14 protein-coding genes are annotated in these 18,829 nt (G+C 66.4%); 13 read left to right on the plus strand and 1 reads right to left on the minus strand.

The annotated features are described in order from the left end of the window. The first annotated feature begins 33 nt into the window (after nucleotides 1-33). The 8 genes from aroK (at nucleotide 34) to ugpQ (ending at nucleotide 8,076) form a co-directional block, all read left to right on the plus strand. Nucleotides 34-588 (plus strand): shikimate kinase AroK, encoded by a 555-nt coding sequence (aroK, locus tag WS45_RS27035; RefSeq protein ID WP_059535597.1) that lies wholly within the window; start codon nucleotides 34-36, stop codon nucleotides 586-588. Continuing rightward, entirely contained in the window at nucleotides 585-1,664 is a 1,080-nt protein-coding gene (gene aroB / locus WS45_RS27040) for a 3-dehydroquinate synthase (RefSeq protein ID WP_059692381.1), read from the plus strand. The genes aroK and aroB overlap by 4 nt, the downstream gene beginning before the upstream one ends. A gap of 41 nt (nucleotides 1,665-1,705) precedes the next feature. Continuing rightward, nucleotides 1,706-2,914 (plus strand): deoxyguanosinetriphosphate triphosphohydrolase, encoded by a 1,209-nt coding sequence (locus WS45_RS27045; RefSeq protein WP_059692380.1) that lies wholly within the window; start codon nucleotides 1,706-1,708, stop codon nucleotides 2,912-2,914. Nucleotides 2,915-3,004: 90 nt separating this feature from the next. After that, the gene (gene ugpB, locus WS45_RS27050) at nucleotides 3,005-4,339 is read left to right on the plus strand and encodes a sn-glycerol-3-phosphate ABC transporter substrate-binding protein UgpB (protein WP_059702558.1); all 1,335 of its coding nucleotides are present in this window, start codon (nucleotides 3,005-3,007) and stop codon (nucleotides 4,337-4,339) included. 99 nt (nucleotides 4,340-4,438) lie between these two features. Next, nucleotides 4,439-5,323, plus strand: a complete 885-nt coding sequence (ugpA, locus tag WS45_RS27055; protein ID WP_059535674.1) for a sn-glycerol-3-phosphate ABC transporter permease UgpA — start codon at nucleotides 4,439-4,441, stop codon at nucleotides 5,321-5,323. Beyond that, nucleotides 5,320-6,165, plus strand: a complete 846-nt coding sequence (gene ugpE, locus WS45_RS27060; RefSeq protein ID WP_059535604.1) for a sn-glycerol-3-phosphate ABC transporter permease UgpE — start codon at nucleotides 5,320-5,322, stop codon at nucleotides 6,163-6,165. The genes ugpA and ugpE overlap by 4 nt, the downstream gene beginning before the upstream one ends. Before the next feature lie 32 nt (nucleotides 6,166-6,197). Beyond that, nucleotides 6,198-7,283 carry a sn-glycerol-3-phosphate import ATP-binding protein UgpC gene (locus WS45_RS27065; RefSeq protein WP_059702559.1) on the plus strand — a complete coding sequence of 362 codons (1,086 nt, stop codon included), beginning with the start codon at nucleotides 6,198-6,200 and terminating at the stop codon, nucleotides 7,281-7,283. A 28-nt stretch (nucleotides 7,284-7,311) separates the two neighbouring features. After that, a complete protein-coding gene (gene ugpQ / locus WS45_RS27070; protein WP_059692377.1) occupies nucleotides 7,312-8,076 on the plus strand; it encodes a glycerophosphodiester phosphodiesterase in 765 nt (254 codons plus the stop codon). Nucleotides 8,077-8,240: 164 nt separating this feature from the next. Here ugpQ and WS45_RS27075 read toward each other — a convergent pair whose 3' ends face one another. After that, nucleotides 8,241-8,972 (minus strand): OmpW/AlkL family protein, encoded by a 732-nt coding sequence (locus tag WS45_RS27075; protein WP_059692376.1) that lies wholly within the window; start codon nucleotides 8,970-8,972, stop codon nucleotides 8,241-8,243. Nucleotides 8,973-9,165: 193 nt separating this feature from the next. Here WS45_RS27075 and WS45_RS27080 point away from each other — a divergent pair, with 193 nt between their 5' ends. From WS45_RS27080 to thpR, 5 genes are all read left to right on the plus strand, one after another. Continuing rightward, nucleotides 9,166-9,879 (plus strand): transposase, encoded by a 714-nt coding sequence (locus WS45_RS27080; RefSeq protein ID WP_059467849.1) that lies wholly within the window; start codon nucleotides 9,166-9,168, stop codon nucleotides 9,877-9,879. Nucleotides 9,880-10,167: 288 nt separating this feature from the next. After that, entirely contained in the window at nucleotides 10,168-14,871 is a 4,704-nt protein-coding gene (locus tag WS45_RS27085) for a glutamate synthase-related protein (RefSeq protein ID WP_059702561.1), read from the plus strand. 85 nt (nucleotides 14,872-14,956) lie between these two features. Beyond that, the gene (locus WS45_RS27090; RefSeq protein WP_059535614.1) at nucleotides 14,957-16,423 is read left to right on the plus strand and encodes a glutamate synthase subunit beta; all 1,467 of its coding nucleotides are present in this window, start codon (nucleotides 14,957-14,959) and stop codon (nucleotides 16,421-16,423) included. A 307-nt stretch (nucleotides 16,424-16,730) separates the two neighbouring features. Continuing rightward, entirely contained in the window at nucleotides 16,731-18,221 is a 1,491-nt protein-coding gene (locus WS45_RS27095) for an alanine/glycine:cation symporter family protein (protein WP_059702564.1), read from the plus strand. After that, nucleotides 18,218-18,766, plus strand: coding sequence for an RNA 2',3'-cyclic phosphodiesterase (gene thpR, locus WS45_RS27100; RefSeq protein WP_059702566.1), 549 nt, complete (start codon nucleotides 18,218-18,220; stop codon nucleotides 18,764-18,766). The genes WS45_RS27095 and thpR overlap by 4 nt, the downstream gene beginning before the upstream one ends. Nucleotides 18,767-18,829 lie beyond the last annotated feature (63 nt).

Raw genomic sequence — 18,829 nt, forward strand, 5'->3', positions numbered from 1 at the left:
CACACACCAGCAAGATTCAAGCAGAGGAAGCCGTTGCAAGCGCGGGACCCACACGCAAACGTATTTTTCGTCGGCCTTATGGGAGCGGGTAAGACCACCGTGGGCCGTGCGGTCGCGCGCCGGCTCGACAGGACGTTCTTCGACTCCGACCACGAAATCGAGGCCCGCACGGGTGCGCGCATTCCGGTGATCTTCGAGATGGAGGGCGAGGCCGGGTTTCGCGATCGCGAATCGCAGGTGATCGCCGATCTGACGCAGCGCGAGAACATCGTGCTCGCGACGGGCGGCGGCGCGGTGCTGCGCCCCGAAAATCGCGATTGCCTGAAAGCCAACGGCATCGTCATCTATCTGCGCGCCAATCCGCACGATCTGTGGCTGCGCACGCGCAAGGACAAGAACCGCCCGCTGTTGCAGACCGACGATCCGAAGGCGCGTCTCGAAGCGCTCTACGAAGTCCGCGATCCGCTGTACCGCGAATGCGCGGACTTCATCATCGAGACCGGCCGTCCGTCGGTCAACGGCCTCGTCAACATGGTGCTGATGCAACTCGAACTGGCAGGCGTCGTCGCCAAGCCGCTACAAGCATGATTACCGTCAACGTCGATCTGGGCGACCGCGCCTACCCGATTCACATTGGTGCCGGCCTGATCGGCCGCACCGAGCTGTTCGCCCCTCACATCACCGGTTCGTCGGTCACGATCGTCACGAACACGACGGTCGATCCGCTCTACGGCGACGCGCTGCGCGCGGCGCTCGCGCCGCTCGGCAAGCGCGTCTCGACGGTCGTGCTGCCGGACGGCGAAGCCTACAAGAACTGGGAAACGCTGAACCTGATCTTCGACGGCCTGCTGACCGAGCGCGCCGACCGCAAGACGACGCTCGTCGCACTCGGCGGCGGCGTGATCGGCGACATGACCGGCTTCGCCGCCGCGTGCTACATGCGCGGCGTGCCGTTCATCCAGGTGCCGACGACGCTGCTGTCGCAGGTCGATTCGTCGGTCGGCGGCAAGACGGGCATCAACCACCCGCTCGGCAAGAACATGATCGGCGCGTTTTACCAGCCGCAGGCCGTGATCGCCGATATCGGCGCGCTTACCACGCTGCCCGATCGCGAGTTGGCGGCCGGTGTGGCCGAGGTCATCAAGACGGGCGCGATCGCCGATGCGGCATTCTTCGACTGGATCGAGGCGAACGTCGATGCGCTGAACCGCCGCGAGCCCGCCGCGCTCGCGCACGCGGTGAAGCGCTCGTGCGAGATCAAGGCGAGCGTGGTCGCGGCCGACGAACGCGAAGGCGGGCTGCGCGCGATCCTGAATTTCGGCCATACGTTCGGCCATGCGATCGAGGCCGGGCTCGGCTACGGCGAGTGGCTGCACGGCGAAGCGGTCGGCTGCGGGATGGTGATGGCGGGCGACCTGTCGGTGCGGCTCGGCCTCCTCGACGAAGCGTCGCGGCAGCGGCTCGATGCGGTGATCGCCGCCGCGCACCTGCCGGTTCGCGGGCCGGCGCTCGGCGATGCGCGCTATATGGACCTGATGCGCGTCGACAAGAAGGCCGAAGCCGGTGCGATCAAGTTCATCCTGCTGAAGCGATTCGGCGATACGCTGATCACCCAGGCGCCCGACGAAGCCGTGTTCGCCACGCTGGCGCAGACGACCCGGTAACGGCGCCCCGGATGCCCCGGCGCCCCTGACATGGAGGAGACGTGAGCGAGACATCCAGCAGCAAACCGTCCAAAGCCGGCCGCGCATCCGTCGCGGCGCTGGCCGAGCCGCCGACGCTGGCGGCGCTGGAAGCCCATCTCGCTCCGTATGCCGCCCATGCGTCGCAGTCGCGCGGCCGCCGCCATCACGAAACCCCGCCAGCGGCGCGCACCGAATTCCAGCGCGACCGCGACCGCATCGTTCATTCCACCGCGTTCCGCCGGCTCGAATACAAGACGCAGGTCTTCGTCAATCACGAAGGCGACCTGTTTCGTACCCGCCTCACGCACAGCCTCGAAGTCGCGCAGATCGCGCGTTCGGTCGCGCGCAACCTGCGGCTCAACGAGGATCTCGTCGAAGCGATCTCGCTCGCGCACGATCTCGGTCATACGCCGTTCGGCCATGCGGGGCAGGATGCGCTGAACGCGTGCATGCGCGAGCACGGCGGCTTCGAGCACAACCTGCAGAGCCTGGCCGTGGTCGATGAACTCGAGGAGCATTACGGCGCGTTCAACGGCCTGAACCTGTGCTTCGAGACGCGCGAAGGCATCCTCAAGCACTGCTCGCGCGAGAACGCGCGCAAGCTCGGCGCGCTCGGCGAGCGCTTTCTGCAAGGCCGCCAGCCGTCGCTGGAAGCGCAGCTCGCGAACATCGCGGACGAAATCGCGTACAACAACCACGACGTCGACGATGGCCTGCGCTCCGGCCTGATCACGATCGAGCAACTCGCCGAAGTCGAGCTGTGGCAACGCCACTACGACGCCGCGCTCGCCGAATTCCCGCATCTGGAAGGCCGCCGCCTCGTCCACGAGACGGTGCGCCGCATCATCAACACGCTGATCGTCGACCTGATCGACGAGACCACGCGCAATCTCGCGCGCGTCGCGCCCGCGTCGCTCGACGACGTGCGCGCCGCGCCGCAGCTCGTCGCGCACAGCGAGGCGATCGCCGCGCAGGCGGCCGCCCTCAAGCGTTTCCTGTTCAAGAACCTGTATCGCCACTACAAGGTGATGCGCATGGCGAACAAGGCGCAGCGCGTCGTCACCGGGCTGTTCGATGCGTTCATCGACGATCCGCGCCTGCTGCCGCCGCCGTACCAGTCGGACGACGACGCGCACCAGCCGCGCCTCGTCGCGCACTACATCGCCGGCATGACCGACCGCTTCGCGCTGAAGGAATATCAGCGCCTGTTCGTCGTCAACGACAACTGACTGTCACAAACGATCACTAGACTTCGCCGGTTCAATGGCGACGGGAATGTTGCACACGCTGTTGGTAACGTTTTCATAGGAGAGAGGTCGATGAAGAAGAAGCCCGCGGGGACCATGATTCGCTCGATCGCGCTGGGCGGCGCGTTGATGTTCGGTGTGCAGCATGCGGCGTTCGCCGTGATGGAGATCCAGTTCTGGCATGCGATGGAGTCGGCGCTGGGCGAGCGCGTGAATGAACTCGCCACGCAGTTCAACGCATCGCAGAGCGACTACAAGATCGTGCCGGTCTTCAAGGGCACCTACGACCAGGCACTCGCGGCGGGTATCGCCGCCTATCGCAGCGGCAACGCGCCGGCGATCCTCCAGGTCTACGAAGTCGGCACCGCGACGATGATGCAGGCGAAGAAGGCCGTCGTGCCGGTGTACGACGTGTTCAAGCAGGCCGGCGTGCCGCTCGACGAAAAGGCGTTCGTGCCGACCATCGCGAGCTACTACAGCGATGCGAAGACGGGCCATCTCGTGTCGATGCCGTTCAACAGCTCGACGCCGGTGCTGTACTACAACAAGGATGCGTTCAAGAAGGCCGGGCTCGATCCGAACCAGCCGCCGAAGACGTGGGCCGACGTGCAGGCCGCCGCGGAGAAGCTGCGCAAGTCCGGGATGACGTGCGGCTTCACGACTGGCTGGCAAGGCTGGATCCAGCTCGAGAACTACAGCGCGTGGCATGCGCTGCCGTTCGCGAGCCGCAACAACGGCTTCGACGGCACCGATGCGGCGCTCGAATTCAACAAGCCGCAGCAGATCGCGCACATCGCGTTCCTGCAGCAGATGCAGAAGGACGGCACGTTCACGTACGCGGGCCGCAAGGACGAAGCGTCCGCGAAGTTCTACAGCGGCGACTGCGGGATCCTGACGACGTCGTCGGGCGCGCTCGCGAACGTGCAGAAGTTCGCGAAGTTCAGCTACGGCACCGGCATGATGCCGTACGACGCGAACGTGAAGGGCGCGCCGCAGAACGCGATCATCGGCGGCGCGAGCCTGTGGGTGCTGGGCGGCAAGGATCCGGCGACCTACAAGGGCGTCGCGAAATTCCTCGCGTTCCTGGCCTCGCCGCCGATCGCCGCGAAGTGGCACCAGGAAACGGGCTACCTGCCGGTCACGACGGCCGCGTACGACCTCACGCGCCAGCAGGGCTTCTATGCGAAGAACCCGAGCGCGGAAACCGCGATCAAGCAGATGATGAACAAGCCGCCGCTGCCTTACACGAAGGGGCTGCGTCTCGGCAACATGCCGCAGATCCGCACGGTCGTCGACGAGGAACTGGAGCAGGTCTGGGCGCAGAAGAAGTCGCCGAAGGACGCGCTCGATTCCGCGGCCTCGCGCGGCGACGAGCTGCTGCGCCGCTTCGAGAAGTCGGGCGGCTGATCCCGCATCGCGCTCGTGCCGCCGGCCGCCGCATCGCATATGCGAGCGGGCGGCTGGCGGCGCGGTTCCTTTCCCGTTTCGCCTGACCGGATGCCCGCGATGCAATCCCGTTCCCGTTTCGGCGCGAGCCTGCTGCCGTACCTGCTCATCGCGCCGCAGCTCGCGATCACCGCCGTATTCTTCCTGTGGCCGGCCGGCGTCGCGCTGTGGCAGTCGACGCAGATGCAGGATGCATTCGGCACGTCGAGTGAATTCGTCGGCTTCGCGAACTTCACGCACCTGTTCGCCGATCCGCTGTACCTCGACTCGTTCCGCACGACGCTGGTGTTCAGCTCGCTCGTCACGGTCAGCGGGCTCGTCGTGTCGCTGCTGCTCGCCGCGTGCGCCGACCGCGTGATCCGCGGCGCGCGCGTGTACCGCACGCTGCTGATCTGGCCGTACGCGGTCGCGCCGACGATCGCGGCCGTGCTGTGGGCGTTCCTGTTCAACCCGAGCATCGGGCTCGTCACCTATGCGCTCGCGAAGGGCGGCATCGTGTGGAATCACGCGCTGAACGGCAGCCAGGCGATGTTCCTCGTCGTGCTCGCGTCGGTGTGGAAGCAGGTGAGCTACAACTTCCTGTTCTTCTACGCGGGGCTGCAGGCGATCCCGCGCTCGCTGATCGAGGCGGCGGCGATCGACGGCGCCGGCCCGGTGCGGCGCTTCTTCAACATCGTGCTGCCGCTGCTGTCGCCGACGAGCTTCTTCCTGCTGGTCGTGAATCTCGTCTACGCGTTCTTCGACACGTTCCCGGTGATCGACGCGGCCACCGCCGGCGGCCCCGCGCAAAGCACGAAAACGCTGATCTACAAGATCTTCACGGAGGGTTTCCAGGGCCTCGACATCGGCAGTTCGGGCGCGCAGTCGGTCGTGCTGATGATCATCGTCGTCGGCCTGACGGTGATCCAGTTCCGATTCGTCGAACGCAGGGTGCAATACGCATGATCGAAAATCGCAAGGGCTTCGACCTGTTCTGCCACGCGGTGTTGATCGCGGGCGTCGTGCTGATCGTGTTCCCGGTGTACGTCGCGTTCTGCGCGGCGACGATGAACGCGCAGGAAGTGTTCACGATCCCGCTGTCGCTGGTGCCGAGCACGCACCTGCTGGAGAACATCGCTTACATCTGGGGGCACGGCAGCGGCGGCACGACGGCGCCGTTCGGCCGGCTGCTCGTCAACAGCTTCGTGATGGCGCTCGGGATCGCGGTCGGCAAGATCGCGGTGTCGATCCTGTCCGCGTACGCGATCGTCTATTTCCGCTTTCCGTTTCGCAACACCGCGTTCTGGCTGATCTTCATCACGCTGATGCTGCCGGTCGAGGTGCGGATCTTCCCGACCGTGCAGGTCGTGTCGACGCTCCACCTGACGAACACGTACGCGGGGCTTTCGCTGCCGCTGATCGCGTCGGCGACCGCGACGTTCCTGTTCCGCCAGTTCTTCATGACGCTGCCCGACGAGCTGATGGACGCCGCGCGCATCGACGGCGCGGGGCCGCTGCGCTTTTTCTGGGACGTGGTGCTGCCGCTGTCGAAGACGAGCATCGCGTCGCTGTTCGTGATCACGTTCATCTACGGCTGGAACCAGTATCTGTGGCCGATCCTGATCACGACGGAGGCGTCGCTGTCGACGGCGGTGGTGGGCATCAAGACGATGATCGCGAGCGGCGACGCCGCGACCGAGTGGCAATACGTAATGGCGGCGACGCTGCTGGCGATGATTCCGCCGCTCGTCGTCGTGCTGGCGATGCAGCGCTGGTTCGTGCGCGGCCTCGTCGATTCCGAGAAATGAACCACGGACGGTAACCGGGAGAAGGACCAGGTATGGCTGCGCTGAGCTTGAAGGGCGTCAGGAAATCCTACGACGGCAAGCAGCATGTGCTGCATGGCATCGACGTGGAGATCGCCGACGGCGAATTCATCGTGCTGGTCGGGCCGTCGGGCTGCGGCAAGTCGACGCTGCTGCGGATGATCGCGGGGCTCGAGACGGTGACGGACGGCGAGATCGCGATCGGCGAGCGCGTGGTCAACGCGCTGGAGCCGAAGGATCGCGACATCGCGATGGTGTTCCAGAATTACGCGCTGTATCCGCACATGACGGTCGCGCAGAACATGGGCTACGGGCTGAAGATCCGCGGCATCGAGCGCGCGACGATCGACGCGCGGGTGGCCGCGGCCGCGAAGATCCTCGAGCTCGAGCCGCTGCTCGCGCGGCGGCCGCGCGAGCTGTCGGGCGGCCAGCGGCAGCGTGTCGCGATGGGGCGCGCGATCGTGCGCGAGCCGTCCGTGTTCCTGTTCGACGAGCCGCTGTCGAACCTCGATGCGAAGCTGCGCGTGCAGATGCGGCTGGAGATCCAGCGGCTGCATGCGCGGCTCGCGACGACGAGCGTGTACGTGACGCACGACCAGATCGAGGCGATGACGCTCGCGCAGCGCGTGATCGTGATGAACCGCGGCTATGCGGAGCAGATCGGCGCGCCGGTCGACGTGTACGAGAAGCCGGCGACGGTGTTCGTCGCGGGCTTCATCGGCTCGCCGGCGATGAACCTGATGCACGGCCGGCTGTCCGAGGATGGCGCGACGTTCACGGTCGCGGGCGGCGGCCCGGCGCTGCCGGTTGCCGGCGCGCCCGGCATCGGCACCGCGATCGCTCCGGGGCGCGACTGGGTGCTCGGCGTGCGGCCGGAGCACATGACGCCGCAGCCGGGTGTCGCGCAGGCGACGCTGCCGGTCGACTCGTGCGAGCTGCTCGGCGCGGACAACCTCGCGCACGGCCGCTGGGGCAACCACGACGTCGCGGTGCGCCTGCCGCACGCGGATCGTCCCGCGCGCGGCACGGCGCTGGCCGCCGCGCTGCCCGCGCATCGGCTGCACTTCTTCGATCCCGAGACCGGCAAGCGTGCCGGCTGACCCTGACGCACCCGCTGAGAGGCGCACGATGACTTTCCGTTCCGACTGGCCTTATCCGCGCGTCGTCGCCCATCGCGGCGGCGGCACGCTCGCGCCGGAGAACACGCTCGCCGCGTTCGACGAAGGTGCGCGGCGCGGTCACCGGATGGTCGAGTTCGACGCGAAGCTGTCCGCCGACGACGTGAGCTTCCTGCTGCACGACGACACGGTCGACCGCACGTCGAACGGCAGCGGGCCGGCAGCGGGCATGCGCTACGCGGCGCTGGCCGCGCTCGACGCGGGCGCCTGGTTCGACGCGCGTTTCGCGGGCGAGCGGATGCCGACGCTCGAGGCGGCGGCGGCACGCTGCATCGCGCACGGGCTGGCGGCGAACGTCGAGATCAAGCCGTGCCCGGGCCGCGAGCGCGACACCGGGCAGCGGGTGGCGGCCGATGCGGCCGCGTACTGGCACGGCGCGGCCGTGCCGCCGCTGCTGTCGTCGTTCTCGTTCGACGCGCTGCAACAGGCGCGCGCAAGCGCACCGGCGCTGCCGCGCGGGATGCTGTACGAGGCGGTGCCGGACGACTGGCACGCGCAGGTCGTCGGCGCGCTCGGCTGCGTATCGTTGCATGCGAACCACAAGACGCTCGACGAACCGCTCGTGCGCGCGATCAAGGCGGCCGGGCTGCGCATCCTGGTCTACACGGTCAACGATCTCGCCCGGGCGCGCGAACTCGTGCGCTGGGGCGTCGATGCGGTCTGCACGGACCGCATCGACCTGATCGGCCCCGAGGCACTGGACGACATCACGTAGCGAGCGGTCCCGCGCGATGATGGATGCGGGAAAACCCTGAGACAAAAAAACGACGCCCCGGCGGGATTTCCGCCGGGGCGTTTTGCGTCGAGGAGACGTTACGTCACGAAAAATCCGCTACAAATTGCAGCAGGATTAACCATTCCCCAAATATTCGACTACGCTTAGAAGCGGTAGCCGACGTTCAGGTACGTGACGATCGGGTTGAGCGAGATCTTCGCTTTCGAGGTTTCGGTCAGGGTGCCGACCGGCGTCCGGCGGGCGGTCGTGAAGGTCGCGGTCACGCTGACCGGGATGTACGAGATCGACAGGCCCCCGAACCAGTGCTTCGTGAAGTTGTACGTGAAGCCGGCGTTGAGCACGGGCGCCCACTGGTTGCTGGTCGTGGCGCTGGTCGGGCCGCCGAGCACGCCGTTCTCGAAGCTGCTGTTCGTGATCTTTGCGCCGGTGAACCAGACATACGTCGCGCCGACGCCGAGATACGGACGGAACTTCGCGTTGGCGTCGTTGAAGTGATAGCGAAGCAGGACGGCGGGGCTCCACTGGTACGCACGGCCGAGTACGCCGAACTTTTCGAACTGACCCTTGCCGGTAATGTCGAACTTCGGCGGTATCCCCATGACGAGCTCGGTGGAGATGTGGTCGGTGACGAAGTAGCCAGCGGCGAGCCCGAGCGTATCGGCGTCGTTGATGCCGGCGCCGGTGTTGGGAATCGATTGGTTGATGGGCGTGCCGCCGACGCGGTACAGGAACAGCGGATCGCTGCTGTCCTGCGGCGACAGGTGGAACCAGCCGGTGCTGACGTAGAAATCACCTGCGGATTGTGCTTGTGCCGCACCGCTCGCAAACGTGAATGCGAGCGCTGCAGCCCCCGTAATGGCCAGTTTTCGTTTCATTGTGTCTCCTCCGATCTAAGGCGTGCTCATTATGACGACTGCGTTTAAAACCAAACAAGCTCGTAAGTTAGAGTTTTCACCCTAGGATTAGTACGACCGTACGCTTCCGCGCCCCGCCGGGATTGGCATTCTACGCAGGTGCGCAATTTCGGACCTTCGGGTATTTCCTAACGCGTTCAAACGGACATTCAGCATGGCACGGTTAGCACGACTCTACGTTCCCGACCAGCCGCAGCACGTGATACTGCGCGGCCTGGATCAGCAACCCGCGTTCGTCGACGACCAGGACTACGAACTCTTCATCGATTGTCTGAAGGCCGCGGCACGCGATCATCACCTTTCGGTGCATGCCTACGTGCTGCTTCCGCGTCAGGTGCAGCTCCTCGTGACGCCGAGCGACGAGGCAAGCCTGCCGAAGGCGATGCAGGCGGTCGGTCGCCGCTACGTCGCGCACTTCAACCGACGTTATTCGCGTCGCGGCACCTTGTGGGAAGGCCGGTATCGCGCGACCGTGATCGAAGGCGAGCGCTATTTCCTGCTCGCGAGCCGCGTGGTCGAGATGAGCCCGGTGCGCTCGCAACTGGTCGCGACGGCCGACGCCTATCGCTGGTCGAGCTATCGGCACCACGTCGGGCTCACCGTCGACAGCCTGATCACCGACCATCCGCTCTACTGGGCACTCGGCAACACGCCATTCGATCGTCAGCGTGCGTACAAGGAGCTCTGCGAGCAGCCGCTCGACGAGCGGCAGGCCGACCAGCTCCAGCAGGCGACGCTGAAGGGCTGGGTGCTCGGCGGCGAGAACTACCGCGAGTGGGCGGCGCGCACCGCGAACCGCCGCGTATCGCCGCTGCCGCGCGGACGCCCCAGAAAGGTGCGTGAAAATACCCCGCCGATCCAGCAGTAACGCGGGAAAGGCGGATCACGAGGCGGCGCTGCGGGCGCCGCTTCTTTTTGCACCAAAACGATACGGCCCTAATAAAACAGCACCAGATCAGAGCATTCATTTAATTGGGGTTCGATCAAGCGGTTTTTGTTGCTATTCCTTTGATTCGTCGCGTATATTCCGAATTCCGGTGGCCCGGGTGAAGCTCGCCCAACCACTGTCGGCCGTGCCGTCTCCCGTCGGGAGCGGGATCGACGGCAACAAAAAATGGTTCAACGGCCCTCGCGGCCCCTTTACGACGGTGTCCCCATGAACGACCACCAGCAGCCGCTCGCCGCGGTGCCCGCCGCACAAGGTCTGTACGACCCGCAAAACGAACACGACGCCTGCGGCGTCGGCTTCGTCGCTCACATCAAGGGCAAGAAGAGCCACGAGATCATTCAGCAGGGTCTGAAGATCCTGGAGAACCTCGATCACCGCGGCGCGGTCGGTGCCGATCCGCTGATGGGCGACGGCGCCGGCATCCTGATCCAGATTCCGGACGCGTTCTATCGCGAGGAAATGTCGAAGCAGGGCGTGACGCTGCCGCCGGCCGGCGAATACGGGGTCGGGATGATCTTCCTGCCGAAGGAAAACGCGTCGCGTCTCGCGTGCGAGCAGGAGCTCGAGCGGACGGTGCGGGCAGAAGGTCAGGTCGTGCTCGGCTGGCGCGACGTGCCGGTCGACCATGCGATGCCGATCTCGCCGACCGTGAAGGCGAGCGAGCCGCTGATCCGCCAGATCTTCATCGGGCGCGGCAAGGACATCATGGTGACGGACGCGCTCGAGCGGAAGCTGTACGTGATCCGCAAGACCGCGAGCCACCGCATCCAGGCGCTGAAGCTCAAGCACGGCAAGGAATACTTCGTGCCGTCGATGTCGGCGCGCACGATCGTCTACAAGGGGCTGCTGCTGGCGGGCCAGGTCGGCGTGTACTACCGCGACCTGCAGGACGGGCGCGTCGTGTCGGCGCTCGCGCTCGTGCACCAGCGCTTCTCGACCAACACGTTCCCGGCATGGGAGCTGGCTCACCCGTACCGGATGATCGCGCACAACGGCGAGATCAACACCGTGAAGGGCAACGTGAACTGGCTGAACGCGCGTACCGGCGCGATCGCGTCGCACGTGCTCGCCGACGACCTGCCGAAGCTGTGGCCGCTGATCTACCCGGGCCAGTCGGACACCGCGTCGTTCGACAACTGTCTCGAACTGCTGGTGATGGCCGGCTACCCGCTCGTGCACGCGGTGATGATGATGATCCCGGAAGCCTGGGAACAGCACACGCTGATGGATGAGAACCGCCGCGCGTTCTACGAATACCACGCCGCGATGATGGAGCCGTGGGACGGCCCCGCCGCGATCGCGTTCACGGACGGCCGCCAGATCGGCGCGACGCTCGACCGCAACGGCCTGCGCCCGGCGCGCTACATCGTGACCGACGACGACCTCGTGATCATGGCGTCGGAAGCCGGCACGCTGCCGATCCCCGAATCGAAGATCGTCAAGAAGTGGCGCCTGCAGCCGGGCAAGATGTTCCTGATCGACATGGAACACGGCCGCATCATCGACGACAAGGAACTCAAGGACAACCTCGCGAACGCGAAGCCGTACAAGAGCTGGATCGACGCCGTGCGCATCAAGCTCGACGAGATCGAGCCGAAGGCCGAGGACGTCGCGGCCGGTCGCACGCAGGGCGCGGCGCTGCTCGATCGCCAGCAGGCGTTCGGCTACACGCAGGAAGACCTGAAGTTCCTGATGGCGCCGATGGCGCAGCAGGGCGAGGAAGCCGTCGGCTCGATGGGCAACGACTCGCCGCTCGCGGTGATGTCGAACAAGAACAAGACGCTCTATCACTACTTCAAGCAGCTGTTCGCGCAGGTCACGAACCCGCCGATCGACCCGATCCGCGAGAACATGGTCATGTCGCTCGTGTCGTTCATCGGCCCGAAGCCGAACCTGCTCGACACGAACAACATCAACCCGCCGATGCGTCTCGAAGTGTCGCAGCCGGTGCTCGACTTCAAGGACATCGCGAAGATCCGCGCGATCGACCAGTACACGGGCGGCAAGTTCAGCGCATACGAACTGAACATCTGCTATCCGGTCGCATGGGGCAAGGAAGGCATCGAGGCACGCCTCGCGTCGCTGTGCGCGGAAGCCGTCGACGCGGTCAAGTCGGGCTACAACATGCTGATCGTGTCGGACCGCAAGACGGACGCCGAGCACGTCGCGATCCCGGCGCTGCTCGCCACGTCGGCGATCCACACGCACCTCGTCCAGCAAGGGCTGCGCACGAGCACGGGCCTCGTCGTCGAGACGGGCTCGGCGCGTGAGACGCACCACTTCGCGCTGCTCGCGGGCTATGGCGCGGAAGCCGTGCACCCGTACCTCGCGATGGAAACGCTCGCGAAGATGGCGGAAGGCCTGCCGGGCGACCTGTCGCCGGAGAAGGCCGTCTACAACTTCACGAAGGCGGTCGGCAAGGGCCTGCAGAAGGTGATGTCGAAGATGGGCATCTCGACGTACATGTCGTACACGGGCGCGCAGATCTTCGAAGCGCTCGGCCTGTCGAGCGACCTCGTCGAGAAGTACTTCAAGGGCACGGCATCGAAGGTCGGCGGCATCGGCCTGTTCGAAGTCGCGGAAGAGGCGATCCGCCTGCACCGCGATGCGTTCGGCGACAACCCGGTCCTGCGCGACATGCTCGACGCGGGCGGCGAGTACGCGTACCGCGTGCGCGGCGAAGATCACATGTGGACGCCGGATTCGATCGCGAAGCTCCAGCACGCGACGCGCAGCAACTCGTACCAGACGTACAAGGAATACGCGCACCTGATCAACGACCAGACCAAGCGTCACATGACGTTCCGCGGCCTGTTCGAGTTCAAGGTCGAGCCGACCAAGGCGATCCCGATCGACGACGTCGAGCCGGCCAAGGAGATCGTCAAGCGCTTTGCGACGGGCGCGATGTCGCTCGGTTCGATCAGCACCGAAGCGCACGCGACGCTCGCGATCGCGATGAACCGGATCGGCGGCAAGTCGAACACCGGCGAAGGCGGCGAGGACGAGAAGCGCTACCGCAACGAACTGCGCGGCATTCCGATCAAGTCGGGCGAGACGCTGAAGTCGGTGATCGGCGACGAGATCGTCAGCGACATTCCGCTGAAGGACGGCGATTCGCTGCGCTCGAAGATCAAGCAGGTCGCGTCGGGCCGCTTCGGCGTCACCGCCGAGTACCTGGCATCGGCCGACCAGATCCAGATCAAGATGGCGCAGGGCGCGAAGCCGGGCGAAGGCGGCCAGCTGCCGGGCCACAAGGTGTCGGAATACATCGGCAAGCTGCGTTACTCGGTGCCGGGCGTCGGCCTGATCTCGCCGCCGCCGCACCACGACATCTACTCGATCGAGGATCTGGCACAGCTGATCCACGACCTGAAGAACGTGAACCCGAGCTCGAGCATCTCGGTGAAGCTGGTGTCGGAAGTCGGCGTCGGCACGGTCGCGGCGGGTGTCGCGAAGGCGAAGGCCGACCACGTCGTGATCGCCGGCCATGACGGCGGCACGGGCGCATCGCCGCTGTCGTCGGTCAAGCATGCGGGCACGCCGTGGGAACTCGGCCTCGCCGAAACGCAGCAGACGCTGGTGCTGAACCGCCTGCGCGGCCGCATCCGCGTGCAGGCCGACGGCCAGATGAAGACGGGCCGCGACGTCGTGATCGGCGCGCTGCTCGGCGCGGACGAATTCGGCTTCGCGACGGCGCCGCTCGTCGTCGAGGGCTGCATCATGATGCGCAAGTGCCACCTGAACACGTGCCCGGTCGGCGTCGCGACGCAGGATCCGGTGCTGCGTGCGAAGTTCAAGGGCCAGCCCGAGCACGTCGTGAACTACTTCTTCTTCGTCGCCGAGGAAGTGCGCGAGATCATGGCGCAGCTCGGCATCGCGAAGTTCGACGACCTGATCGGCCGCGCCGACCTGCTCGACACCCGCAAGGGCATCGAGCACTGGAAGGCGAAGGGCCTCGACTTCTCGCGCGTGTTCTACCAGCCGGAAGAATGCGAGGACGTCGCGCCGCGTCACGTCGACGTGCAGGATCACGGCCTCGAGCGCGCGCTCGACCACGTGCTGATCGAGAAGGCGAAGGCCGCGATCGAGAACGGCGAGCACGTGTCGTTCATCCAGCCGGTGCGCAACGTGAACCGCACGGTCGGCGCGATGCTGTCGGGCGTGATCGCGAAGAAGCACGGCCACGACGGCCTGGCCGACGACGCGGTGCACATCCAGCTGAAGGGCACGGCCGGCCAGAGTTTCGGCGCGTTCCTCGCGAAGGGCGTGACGCTCGACCTCGTCGGCGACGGCAACGACTACGTCGGCAAGGGCCTGTCGGGCGGCCGGATCATCATCCGTCCGACCAACGACTTCCGCGGCAAGTCCGAGGAAAACATCATCTGCGGCAACACGGTGATGTATGGCGCGATCGAAGGCGAATCGTTCTTCCGCGGCGTCGCGGGCGAGCGCTTCTGCGTGCGTAACTCGGGCGCGACGGCGGTCGTCGAAGGCACGGGCGACCACGGTTGCGAATACATGACGGGCGGCACGGTCGTCGTGCTCGGCGAAACCGGGCGCAACTTCGCGGCCGGCATGTCGGGCGGTCTCGCGTACATCTACGATCCGGAAGGCACGTTCGCGGCGAAGTGCAACAAGTCGATGGTCGCGCTCGAGCCGGTGCTGCAGCAGGCCGAGCAGGAGCGCACGGTCGACCGTGCGCTCTGGCATGAGGGCACGACGGACGAAGCGTTGCTCAAGGGGCTCGTCGAGCGTCATTTCCAGTTCACGGGTTCGCCGCGCGCGAAGTCGCTGCTGGAAAACTGGGACGCGGCGCGCCGCCAGTTCGTGAAGGTGTTCCCGCACGAATACAAGCGCGCGCTGGGCGAGATCGGTGCGAAGAAGGCGGCGAAGGAAGTGCTGGCCGCCTGAGCGACGAACGACATAGCGAATGCCGCGCGCGCATGATTGCCGCGCGCGGCTCCCCCACCCGATACACCGAACAGAAGAGCACCTTATGGGCAAGGCAACCGGTTTTCTGGAGTTCGAACGCCGCCACGAGGCGTACGAAGCACCGCTCACGCGCGTGAAGCACTACAAGGAATTCGTCGCGGCACTGACCGACGCGGACGCGAAGGTTCAGGGCGCGCGCTGCATGGACTGCGGCATCCCGTTCTGCAACAACGGCTGCCCGGTCAACAACATCATCCCGGACTTCAACGATCTCGTTTACCGCCAGGACTGGCAGCAGGCGATCGAAGTCCTGCATTCGACCAACAACTTCCCCGAGTTCACGGGCCGCATCTGCCCGGCGCCGTGCGAGGCAGCCTGCACGCTCGGGATCAACGACGATCCGGTCGGCATCAAGTCGATCGAGCACGCGATCATCGACAAGGCCTGGGCGGAAGGCTGGGTGAAGCCGCTGCCGGCCGAGCACAAGACGGGCAAGAAGGTCGCGGTCGTCGGTTCCGGCCCCGCGGGTCTCGCGGCCGCGCAGCAGCTCGCGCGCGCCGGCCACGACGTGACGGTGTTCGAGAAGAACGACCGCATCGGCGGCCTGCTGCGTTACGGGATCCCCGACTTCAAGCTCGAGAAGTGGCTGATCGATCGCCGCATGCGCCAGATGGAAGCGGAAGGCGTGACGTTTCGCACCAGCGTGTTCATCGGCAAGGACGCGCTGCCGGACTCGATCGGCAACATGGCGAAGGAAACCATTTCGCCGGAGACGCTGAAGGAAGAATTCGACGCGGTCGTGATCGCGGGCGGCTCGGAAACGCCGCGCGATTTGCCGGTGCCGGGCCGGGAGCTCGCCGGCGTGCATTTCGCGATGGACTTCCTGCCGCAGCAGAACCGCGTGAATGCGGGCGACAAGCTCGTCGACCAGCTGCTCGCGAAGGGCAAGCACGTGATCGTGATCGGCGGCGGCGATACGGGTTCGGACTGCGTCGGCACGTCGAACCGTCACGGCGCGAAGCAGGTCACGCAGTTCGAACTGCTGCCGCAGCCGCCGGAAGAGGAAAACAAGCCGCTCGTGTGGCCGTACTGGCCGATCAAGCTGCGCACGTCGTCGTCGCACGAGGAAGGCTGCGAGCGTGACTGGGCGGTCGCGACGAAGCGTCTCGAAGGCAAGAACGGCAAGGTCGAGAAGCTGATCGCGGTGCGCGTCGAGTGGAAGGACGGCAAGATGCAGGAAGTGCCGGGCTCCGAGTTCGAGATGAAGGCCGACCTGGTGCTGCTCGCGATGGGCTTCACGCAGCCGGCAGCCACCGTGCTCGAGGCGTTCGGCGTCGCGAAGGACGCACGCGGCAACGCGCGCGCGGCGACCGAAGGCGATCGCTCGTACTACACGTCGGTCGACAAGGTGTTCGCGGCAGGCGACATGCGTCGCGGTCAGTCGCTCGTCGTCTGGGCGATTCGCGAAGGCCGCCAGTGCGCGCGCTCGGTCGACGCGTACCTGATGGGGCATTCGGAACTGCCGCGCTGAGCTGAAGCGCGCGAGCGGGTTTCGAGGAAAACCGGGCGTCCGAAAGGGCGCCCGGTTTTTTTATGGTGCGGCGTTCTGCCGATATTCAATCGTCCGCAGGCACGCAGCCGTCGTCCGCTGTCGCCTCGCCACGCGCCCCGCATCTTTCCGAAGCGTCGCCTAACCTGATCACATCAGGCATCGATGTTCCGCGATCCGGAAACCTTTCGTTTTGTAATAATCCTTGGAAATTGTCATATCATGTCGCCCGACCGGCCGCGTTCGCGCGGCCGCCGCATTTGACTGACCCCATTTACAAGGACTCTGAATGGAAGCATTCGTGCATGGGCTGATCGACGCCGTCAACGGCGTGCTGTGGAATTACGTGCTGATCGCGCTGCTGCTCGGCGCCGGCGCGTGGTTCACGTTGCGGTTCCGGATGATCCAGCTGAAGGCGCTGCTCCTCAGCATCAAGCTGGTCGGCAGCAAGGGCGAGCCGGGCAGCATCTCGTCGTTCCAGGCGTTCGCGACCGGGCTCGCGAGCCGCGTGGGCACCGGCAACATCGCCGGCGTCGCGGTCGCGCTGACGGTCGGCGGGCCGGGCGCGATCTTCTGGATGTGGATGACGGCGCTCGTCGGGATGTCGTCGGCGTTCGTCGAAGCGACGCTCGCGCAGATCTTCAAGGTGTCGCATCCGGACGGCAGCTATCGCGGCGGCCCCGCGTACTACATCCAGACGGGCCTGCGCTCGCGCGGCTTCGGCGTGCTGTTCTCGCTGTCGCTGATCCTCGCGTTCGGCTTCGTGTTCAACGCGGTGCAGGCCAACGCGATCGCCGATGCGTTCCATACGTCGTTCGGCTGGAGCCGCGAGACGGTCGGCCTCGGCCTCGTGCTGCTCACCGCGCCGCTCATCTTCGGCGGGATTCGCCGCATCGCGTCGGTTGCGCAGGTGATCGTGCCGGTGATGGCGATCGGCTACCTCGCGCTGGCCGTCTACGCGGTCGCGACGCACGTCGCGCTGGTGCCGGGCGTGATCGCGCTGATCGTGAAGAGCGCGTTCGGGCTCGAGCAGGCGGCGGGCGGCCTGACCGGCTACGCGGTCAGCCAGGCGGTCGCGATGGGCGTGAAGCGCGGGTTGTTCTCGAACGAGGCCGGCATGGGCAGCGCGCCGAATGCGGCCGCGACCGCGAGCGTGCGGCATCCGGTCGTGCAGGGGCTGATCCAGATGCTCGGCGTGTTCGTCGACACGATCGTGATCTGCAGCGCGACCGCGTTCGTGATCCTGCTGTCGGGCCAGTACGAACTCGGCGCCGGCATGGAGGGCGCGGCGCTCACGCAGCGCGCGATCGCGAGCCACGTCGGCGACTGGGGCGGCATTTACATGGCCGTTGCGATCTTCTTCTTCGCGTACTCGTCGGTGATCGGCAATTACGCCTACGCGGAAGGCAACGTCGACTTCATCACGAAGCGGCGCGGCGTGCTGCCGCTGTTCCGCATCGCGGTGCTCGGCATGGTGATGTTCGGCAGCGTCGGGCAACTGCCGCTCGTATGGGCAATGGCCGATACGAGCATGGGGCTGATGGCGATCATCAACCTGGTCGCGATCCTCGCGCTCGGCAAGTATGCGCATGCCGCGTGGCGCGACTATCGCCGCCAGCGCGCGGAGGGTATTGCCGATCCGGTGTTCACGCGCAACACGATTCCCGAGCTCGCGCGCGTGCTGCCGGCCGACGTGTGGGGCGAGCACGGCCCGCTGCCGCAGCGTCCGGTGTCGGCCGATGCGGTGGCCGAGGCGCGCGTGGCGGTGCGCGAGTCATGAACGGCGACCGGCTCCGTGCGTTCGTCGCGCTGATGCCCGATGCGGCATCGCGCGACGCTCTGCACGCGCTGCCGGTCACCCGAGGCGCGCGGCGCACGCTGCCCGCGCAACTGCACGTGACGCTCGCGTTCATCGGCGCGATCGAACGCGCGCGTTGCGACGCGCTGGCCGCACGCCTGCCGGCGCTCGCGGCCGCGCATGCGCTGCCGTTGCAGCCGGTCGAGCGGATTGCGTGGTGGCCGAGCCTGCCGCGCGCGAGACTGATCGTCGCGGAACTCGCGCCCGATCCCGCCTGTGCGGCGCTGAATGCCGACTTGTCCGCGCTGCTGCTCGAACTGGGCGTGCCGGCCGACCGCCGGCCGTTCAGGCCGCACGTCACGCTCGCGCGGCTGCCGCGCGACGCGGACGGGCAGCCCGCGCACGGCGGTGCGACCGGGCGGCCGGTCGCGCTGCGTTTCGTCGCGCTGACGTTATTTGAAAGCCGGCTGTCGCACGACGGCGTGTCGCATGTGCCGATCGTGTCGGTGCCCGTCGGGCGGGCGTAGCGGGAAGGCGGGCGGGACGAGGAAGAGAACAAGGCCGGCGCGGTATGCGCCGGCCTTTTTGTT

This window comes from Burkholderia sp. RF2-non_BP3, assembly GCF_001522185.1.
Classification (GTDB): domain Bacteria; phylum Pseudomonadota; class Gammaproteobacteria; order Burkholderiales; family Burkholderiaceae; genus Burkholderia; species Burkholderia diffusa.

Excerpts from the sequence above, each read along its gene's own strand:
- WS45_RS27065 (WP_059702559.1), top strand. The coding sequence starts at position 6,198 with ATGGCTGCGCTGAGCTTGAAGGGCGTCAGGAAATCCTACGACGGCAAG.
- ugpA (WP_059535674.1), top strand. The coding sequence starts at position 4,439 with ATGCAATCCCGTTCCCGTTTCGGCGCGAGCCTGCTGCCGTACCTGCTC.
- ugpB (WP_059702558.1), top strand. The coding sequence starts at position 3,005 with ATGAAGAAGAAGCCCGCGGGGACCATGATTCGCTCGATCGCGCTGGGC.
- ugpQ (WP_059692377.1), top strand. The coding sequence starts at position 7,312 with ATGACTTTCCGTTCCGACTGGCCTTATCCGCGCGTCGTCGCCCATCGC.
- WS45_RS27080 (WP_059467849.1), top strand. The coding sequence starts at position 9,166 with ATGGCACGGTTAGCACGACTCTACGTTCCCGACCAGCCGCAGCACGTG.
- WS45_RS27095 (WP_059702564.1), top strand. The coding sequence starts at position 16,731 with ATGGAAGCATTCGTGCATGGGCTGATCGACGCCGTCAACGGCGTGCTG.
- WS45_RS27085 (WP_059702561.1), top strand. The coding sequence starts at position 10,168 with ATGAACGACCACCAGCAGCCGCTCGCCGCGGTGCCCGCCGCACAAGGT.
- WS45_RS27075 (WP_059692376.1), bottom strand. The coding sequence starts at position 8,972 with ATGAAACGAAAACTGGCCATTACGGGGGCTGCAGCGCTCGCATTCACG.
- ugpE (WP_059535604.1), top strand. The coding sequence starts at position 5,320 with ATGATCGAAAATCGCAAGGGCTTCGACCTGTTCTGCCACGCGGTGTTG.
- WS45_RS27090 (WP_059535614.1), top strand. The coding sequence starts at position 14,957 with ATGGGCAAGGCAACCGGTTTTCTGGAGTTCGAACGCCGCCACGAGGCG.
- aroB (WP_059692381.1), top strand. The coding sequence starts at position 585 with ATGATTACCGTCAACGTCGATCTGGGCGACCGCGCCTACCCGATTCAC.
- thpR (WP_059702566.1), top strand. The coding sequence starts at position 18,218 with ATGAACGGCGACCGGCTCCGTGCGTTCGTCGCGCTGATGCCCGATGCG.